This window comes from Nocardioides sp., assembly GCF_030655615.1.
Lineage (GTDB): Bacteria > Actinomycetota > Actinomycetes > Propionibacteriales > Nocardioidaceae > Nocardioides.
On record NZ_JAURVJ010000023.1, the window covers coordinates 1 to 5,941 of the forward strand.

The 5,941-nt window shown below is 70.9% G+C and carries 5 protein-coding genes; 2 read left to right on the forward strand and 3 right to left on the reverse strand.

Features of this window, described 5'->3' with window-relative positions; genetic code table 11:
• Positions 1–162 precede the first annotated feature (162 nt).
• Entirely contained in the window at positions 163–654 is a 492-nt protein-coding gene (locus Q7T52_RS01845) for a hypothetical protein (RefSeq protein WP_304799018.1), read from the reverse strand.
• Complete coding sequence (locus Q7T52_RS01850; protein ID WP_304799019.1) at positions 641–3,025, reverse strand: transglycosylase domain-containing protein; 2,385 nt, start codon at positions 3,023–3,025, stop codon at positions 641–643. The genes Q7T52_RS01845 and Q7T52_RS01850 overlap by 14 nt, the downstream gene beginning before the upstream one ends.
• 168 nt (positions 3,026–3,193) lie before the next feature.
• On the opposite strand from Q7T52_RS01850, the gene Q7T52_RS01855 reads away from it, so the two are divergent.
• Together Q7T52_RS01855 and Q7T52_RS01860 are read left to right on the forward strand one after the other, a co-directional pair.
• Complete coding sequence (locus Q7T52_RS01855) at positions 3,194–3,766, forward strand: PadR family transcriptional regulator (protein ID WP_304799020.1); 573 nt, start codon at positions 3,194–3,196, stop codon at positions 3,764–3,766.
• A 58-nt stretch (positions 3,767–3,824) separates the two neighbouring features.
• Positions 3,825–4,910, forward strand: coding sequence for an inositol-3-phosphate synthase (locus Q7T52_RS01860; protein WP_304799021.1), 1,086 nt, complete (start codon positions 3,825–3,827; stop codon positions 4,908–4,910).
• A gap of 172 nt (positions 4,911–5,082) precedes the next feature.
• Here the strand turns inward: Q7T52_RS01860 and Q7T52_RS01865 are convergent.
• The coding region (locus Q7T52_RS01865; RefSeq protein WP_304799022.1) for a PP2C family serine/threonine-protein phosphatase at positions 5,083–5,941 on the reverse strand (859 nt) is incomplete at its 5' end.

Below are 5,941 nucleotides of genomic sequence, written 5' to 3' on the forward strand. Positions count from 1 at the left end.
CGCGACGGGCAGCAGGTCCCACGACACCATGCCCGAGAGCAGGAGCACGGGCGCGGCGGCGAAGACGGCGGCGTCCCACGGGCGCTGGCGGTGGGCCGCCGCGAGCGCGGCGGTGGTGAGCAGCGCGAGCAGCGTGAACCCGAGCGCGGTGAGCGCCGGGTTCTACCGCCGCTCGTCGTCGACCGTGTCGGTGGCTGCGACGGTCTCGGCCGCGAGCGTACGGCGCCCCGACAGGTCGGGCGTGGCGCTGAGCAGGTGGGTGGCGCGGGCGGCGGCGTAGGACCAGAGCGCGACGGCCGCCGGCTCCTCGGTCACCGGGTAGCGCAGCCGCGTCTCGGCGTCGGACGACCAGGGCCAGGCGAGCTCGTCGAGCCCGTCGCCGCTGTAGACGTCGGGCACGTCGGAGACGCAGGCGTGGGTGAACCGGGTGCCGCCGGTCGTTGGCCAGCCGTCCTGGGCGCACGCGGTCTTGGAGACCAGCCCGAGGGCGAACGTCATCGCCGTCATCGCCAGGAGCACGCCGAGCACGGACACCCCGCGCCCGGCCCGGCGCCCGGCGTGCTCGCCGACGGGGCCGCCCACGACCTCGCTGAGGGTCGCGACCACCCGGTCCTCCCGGGTCGGGTGGACGTGCGTCATGTCAGTCGCGCTCACGGCCGTAGGGGGCCCGGGCCCGCGGTTGCGCGGGCGGCGTCTGGGTCGGCTCCTGGGTCGGCTCCTGCGTGGGCTCCGTCGTCGGGGAGCAGCCGAGCAGCCCGCACGGGTCGGTCGGGGTCTCGGTGGGCTCCTGCGTCGGCTCCTGCGTGGGCTCCTGGGTGGGCTCCTGCGTCGGCTCGTCGGTCGGCGTCTGCGTCGGCCGCGGAGGCGTGGTCGTCGGGTCGGGCGCCGGCGGCGGCGTGTAGGGGGCGTGGCCCGAGCTGGGCGCCTCGCCGTCGACGTAGGCCGGCTCGGGGAACTCCTCGACCGGGGCGCCCGCGAGCTCGCGGCTCATGATCGCCTTCCAGGTCTTGGCCGGGTAGTTGCCGCCGAAGTAGCCCTCCTTGCCGTCCTCGGGCGTGGCGGGCAGCCAGCCGTCGAGCTGGCCGTTGCCGGGCCCGCGGACGTACATCACCGCCGTCGAGAGCTGGGGGGTGTAGCCGACGAACCACGACGACGACACGGCGCCGCCGGTCTTGGTGGCGGTGCCGGTCTTGCCGGCGATCGGACGGCCGTCGTCCATCTGGGCCGACGTGCCGGTGCCGACCTCGGCGACCTGCTGCAGGGCGTAGGAGACGTCGGAGGCGATGTCGGCGCTCATCGCCCGCTTGGCGGCGGTCTTGTGCTGGTAGAGCACCTCGCCGTTGCGGTCCTTGACCTCCTGGATCACGTAGACCGGGGCGGCGACGCCCTCGTTGGCGATGGTGGCGTAGCCCTTGGCCATGTTGATCGGGCTGACGGTCGCGGAGCCGAGCGCGACCCCGGTCTCGGCCTTGAGGCCGAGGGTGCGGCGCGGGATGCCGCCGGTGCCCTTGCGGGCCTTGGCTGGCGGTATGCCCATCGCCTCGGCCATCTTGACGATCTTGGTGGGTCCGTCGTCCATCGCGTCGGTCATGTCGATGAACGCGGTGTTGACGGAGTCCTCGGTCGCTGCGAGCAGGCTGATCGCGCCGCCCTCGTCGCCGGAGCCGCTGTCGCCCTGGTTCTCGAACTCGGTGCCACCGACCTCGATCGGCGAGTTGCCGTCGAAGGTGTCCTTGAGCGCGTAGCCGTCCTTGATGCCGGCGGCGACGGCGTAGGCCTTGAAGGTCGAGCCGGCCTGCCCGCCCGCGATCGCCCAGTTGAGCTGGGACTTGAGGTAGTCCTGCCCGGCGTAGAAGCCGCGCAGCGCGCCGGTGCTCGGCTGCACCGTGGCCGCAGCCGCGTGCAGCTGCTTGGGTCGGGTGAAGCCCTCGCCCTCGGTGGGCTTGACCTCGTCGACCCCGGCCTCGAGCGACTTCATGATCCGCTCGTCGAACGTCGTGGTGATGCGTAGGCCACCGCCGTCGATCTCGTCCTCGGTGAACGGCTCGCCGTCGTTCTTCTTCAGGGCCAGGAGCTGGTCCTTGACCAGCGTCAGCATGTGCCCCTTCTGGCCGCCGTAGGTGCTCTCGGCCGCGACCTTGGGGAACTTCGGCAGTCGCTTCTCGGCCTGCTCGGCGTCCTCGTCGCTGACGTAGTCGAGCTCGGCCATCTGGCCGAGGACGTACTGGTAGCGGCCCTTGAGCGCCTGGCGAGCCTCCTTGCCGTCGGCCGGGTCGAGGTCGTTGGGGTCGTTGAGCACGCTGGCGAGCACCGCGGCCTCGCGCAGGTCGAGGTCGGCGGCCGGCTTGTCGAAGTAGACGTCGGCCGCGGCCTGGATCCCGTAGGCGCCGCGCCCGAAGTAGATGGTGTTGAGGTAGCCCTCGAGCACCTCGTCCTTGCTCTTCTCGCGCTGGATCTTGAGCGAGAGGATCGCTTCCTTGACCTTGCGCTTGTAGGAGCGCTCCTGGTTGAGGTAGAGGATCTTGACGTACTGCTGGGTGATGGTCGACGCACCCTGGGTCGAGCCGCCCTTGGCGTTGTTGAAGACGGCGCGGAGGATGCCCTTCGTGTCGATGCCGTTGTTGGTGTAGAAGGTCCGGTCCTCGGCGGCGACGACGGCCTGCTTGACGTTGTCGGGCATCTTGTCGAGCGGGATCGAGTCGCGGTACTGCGTCGAGTAGCGGCCGAGGTCACCGCCGTCGGCGTAGTAGACGAACGAGGCGTCGGTGAGGAACTCCGCGTTGGCCTCGGGGATGTCGGTGGTCTTGTAGAGGTAGATGAACCCCGCGACCGCCACCAGGGCGAGGACCACGGCCGTGACCGTGCTCCACAGCAGGAACCTGCGCAGCCGGGTCTTCCAGGTCTTGGGCCGCTCGCCCTTGGCCTGCTTGGGCGGACGTCCCATCCGGGCCCGCAGCAGGTCCGTCCACGACGGGTCCGCCGCGCGCGTCGCCGCCGACCCTCCGGCCTTCCGCTTGCCTGCCACACCCCGTCCCTTCGCCGCTGTCCTGTGTCTCGTCGCCGGGTCCACCGGCGCGACTCCACAGGGTACGGGCGGTCCCTGGGAGCCGCCCAAACGTGCGCCGGCCCCGAACCGTCGCTTCCGAGACATCCAAAGTTTCTATTTCGCGGATATATCGCTACGATACGTCGCATGGCACGCCGCGCAGAGTCGATCGAGCTGGCAGTCCTCGGACTGCTGCACGAGGGACCGATGCACGGCTACGAGCTGCGCAAGCGGCTCAACCTGATGCTCGGGTGGGGGCGCGTGCTGTCCTACGGCTCGCTCTACCCGACGTTGAAGAAGATGCTCAAGGGCGCCCTCATCGAGGAGCTCGCGCCGTCGCTGACGCCGGTCTCGCGGCGACCCAAGATCGTCTACCAGGTCACGCCCGCCGGGACGACGGAGTTCGAGCGGCTGATGGCCGACATCGGGCCCGCCGCCTGGGAGGACGACAACTTCGGCATCCGGTTCGCCTTCTTCGGGCGCACCGACATGGAGATCCGCCTCCGGGTCCTCGAAGGTCGGCGCAGCCGGCTCCAGGAGCGGCTCGACCGCGTCCAGAGCCAGCTGTCGATGACCGAGAAGGAGGTCGACCGTTACTCGGCCGAGCTCCAGCGGCACGGGGTCGAGTCGGCCGAGCGCGAGGTCCAGTGGCTCTCCGACCTGATCAACGCCGAGCGCAGCCGGGCGGGCTCCACCCCGCCGCCCGCCACGCAGAACTGATCCACCACTCCAGACCATGACAACGCACCACACGAGAAGTCACACGAAGGGAATCCCGATGGGTTCGGTACGAGTAGCAATTGTGGGCGTCGGCAACTGCGCCACGTCCCTCATCCAGGGCGTCCACTACTACCGCGACGCCGACCCGTCGGCCGTGGTCCCGGGGCTGATGCACGTCAACTTCGGCGACTACCACGTCAGCGACATCGAGTTCGTCGCCGCGTTCGACGTCGACGACAAGAAGGTCGGCAAGGACCTCTCCGAGGCCATCAACGCCTCCGAGAACAACACGATCAAGATCGCCGACGTGCCCACCCTCGGCATCGAGGTCCAGCGCGGCCCGACGCTCGACGGTCTCGGCAAGTACTACCGCATGACGATCGAGGAGTCCGCCAAGGACGCCGTCGACGTCGTGCAGGCCCTCAAGGACGCCCAGGTCGACGTCATGGTGTCCTACCTCCCGGTGGGCTCCGAGCAGGCCGACAAGTTCTACGCCCAGTGCGCGATCGACGCCAACGTCGGCTTCGTCAACGCCCTCCCCGTCTTCATCGCCTCCGACCCCGTGTGGGCCAAGAAGTTCGAGGACGCCGGCGTCCCGATCGTCGGCGACGACATCAAGAGCCAGGTCGGTGCCACCATCACCCACCGCGTGATGGCGAAGCTGTTCGAGGACCGCGGCGTCGCGCTCGACCGCACCTACCAGCTCAACGTCGGCGGCAACATGGACTTCAAGAACATGCTCGAGCGTGAGCGTCTGGAGTCCAAGAAGGTCTCCAAGACCCAGGCCGTCACGTCCAACCTGACCGGTGAGCTGGCCGACAAGATCGACAGCCGCAACGTCCACATCGGCCCGTCCGACTACGTCGCCTGGCTCGACGTCCGCAAGTGGGCCTACGTCCGCCTCGAGGGTCGCGCGTTCGGCGACGTCCCGCTCAACCTCGAGTACAAGCTCGAGGTCTGGGACTCCCCCAACTCGGCCGGCATCATCATCGACGCCCTGCGCGCCTGCAAGATCGCCAAGGACCGCGGTCTCGGCGGCCCGATCATCTCGGCGTCGTCCTACCTCATGAAGAGCCCGCCGGTGCAGCTGCCCGACGACGAGGGTCGCCGTCGCGTCGAGGCGTTCATCGAGGGCGCAGAGTAGCCGCGAGGAACGAGCGGCTGCTCGTCGCGCACGAAGGTTGAGCAAGCCCTGCGGCTGAGGAACGAAGCCGCAACGGGCGCGTCGAAACCACCGCAGCGTCGCGACATCCGCACCACGCACCGCTGAAGGGCGGGCACCCCTCGGGTGCCCGCCCTTCGCGCGTCTCGGCACGTCAGACGAGGTCGACCACCACGACCGCGTGGTTGTCGTCGGCCCCGGCCGCCACGACCGCGGCCCGCACCGCGGCCACGACCTCGTCGGGGCTCACGTCGGCCACCAGGAGCGAGGTGAGCGCGCCGGGCTCGAGCCGGGCGTGCACCCCGTCGCTCGTCAGCACGAACCGGTCGCCCGGCTCGACCACGTGCAGCGCGAGGTCGGGGGCGTAGGGCGCACCCGGCGCGATCGCGCGGTCGATCACCACGCGGCGGTCGTCGGTGCGCGCCTCCTCCGGGGTCAGCCGGCCCTCGTCGACCAGGGTCTGCACGACGCTGTGGTCGCGGGTGAGCCGCTCGAGGCGCCCGCCGCGGACCCGGTAGGCACGCGTGTCGCCCACATGGGCGAGCGCCGCGCGCCCGTCGCGGAGCACCAGCGCGGTCAGGGTCGTCGCGGCGCCGGGGTGGCCGGCGTAGCGCTCGTCGACGAGGGCCGCCGCGCGGCTCACCGCCGTGTCGAGCGCGCCCAGCGCGTCGCCGTCGCCGAGGGTGGCGATCACCTCCAGCACGTCGGCGGCGACGGTGCCGGGCGCGTCGCCCACCCCGTCGGCGACGGCGTAGACCCCGTCGGCGACGAGGACCGCGTCCTGCTGGTCGTCACGCGCGCCCTGCTCGAGGTAGGACGCCACCTCGGCCCGGCCCTGCTCGATCGTCTCCATCACTGTCTCCTCCTCGTCCAGCACTGCCACGAGGTCGGCGACGAGCGCCCGGGCCGACACGGCGTCGGCCTCGACCTGCCGCCACCACGACGTGAGCTCGGCCGCCGCGGCCCGGCGCGAGCGGCCGGCCAGGTCGGCCAACACCCGGATCCGCGCCAGC